1 protein-coding gene, 1 tRNA gene and 1 pseudogene are annotated in these 1,075 nt (G+C 65.0%); all 3 read left to right on the top strand.

Translation table 11 applies throughout. From position 1 onward, the window contains the following. Positions 1-105, top strand: a pseudogene (locus I5I_RS17675) (ribosome silencing factor); the annotation flags it as partial. Between the two features lie 72 nt (positions 106-177). Next, a tRNA-Ala gene (locus tag I5I_RS13710) sits at positions 178-253 on the top strand. Between the two features lie 158 nt (positions 254-411). Beyond that, positions 412-1,075: PTS transporter subunit EIIC (locus I5I_RS13705; RefSeq protein WP_036320916.1), on the top strand; the 664-nt coding region annotated here is incomplete at its 3' end.

Raw genomic sequence — 1,075 nt, 5'->3', positions numbered from 1 at the left:
TCACGTCTTCACGAGCAGGAGCGCGTCTTCTACGGACTCGAGCGGCTGTGGAAGGACTGCCCGATCATCCCGATCGAGGTGCCCGCACCCGCCGTCGCGGACTGAGTCGTGTTCGTCGCACCCCTCGGCATGTAGTAAGCTTGAGGGGTTGCCGCGGAGCGGTGACAAACTGAAAATGGGCCTGTGGCGCAGCTGGTAGCGCACCTGCATGGCATGCAGGGGGTCAGGGGTTCGAGTCCCCTCAGGTCCACCAAGAACCCCCGGGTAGCTCCCCGGGGGTTTCGCGTTTTCGTCGGAGATTTCGCCGATTCCTGAGTGAATGCTGTGCGTTTGGCCTGATCGGGGGTAGCGTCCCATGCGTGGCTCGCGCGCTCGCGAGAGCCAGTGCCCCACCAGGACGGAGTTTCATCGATGAAGTTCTTGCAACGCTTGGGTCGGTCGATCATGCTGCCGGTGGCCGTGCTGCCGGTGGCCGCGATCCTCTCCGGCATCTCGTACTGGATCAGCTCCGCTGCGGGCGGTGCCAACACCGCCTCCGCCTTCCTCGGCGCGGCCGGCGGGGCACTCCTGGACAACATGCCGCTCCTGTTCGCCGTCGGCGTGTCGATCGGTATGGCCAACAAGACCGACGGCACGTCGGCTTTGGCGGGCCTCGTATCGTGGCTCACGATCACCACCCTCCTTGCGCCCGCCACGATGCAGAAGCTGCTGGGGCTGGGGGAGTTGGGCGATGTGAACCCCGCCTTCGGCAAAGTCCAGAACGTCTTCGTCGGCATCGTCGCCGGCCTCATCGGCGCGTGGTGCTACAACCGGTTCAAGGACACGAAGCTGCCCGACGCGCTCTCGTTCTTCTCGGGCAAGCGCTCCGTCGCCATCGTGACGGCCGGCCTGTCGCTCGTCGTCGCCGTCGTGCTGATGTTCGTGTGGCCCGTCGTCTTCGGCGCGCTGGTAACTTTCGGCGAGTGGATCTCCACGATGGGTCCGGTGGGAGCCGGAATCTACGGCTTCCTGAACCGTCTGCTGATTCCGACAGGTCTGCACCACGCGCTCAACTCGGTGTCCTGGTTCGATGTGG

Origin of the sequence: Microbacterium sp. B24, from assembly GCF_000333415.1 — a bacterium.
Classification (GTDB): domain Bacteria; phylum Actinomycetota; class Actinomycetes; order Actinomycetales; family Microbacteriaceae; genus Microbacterium.
This window is presented reverse-complemented; position numbering and strand designations above follow the sequence as displayed.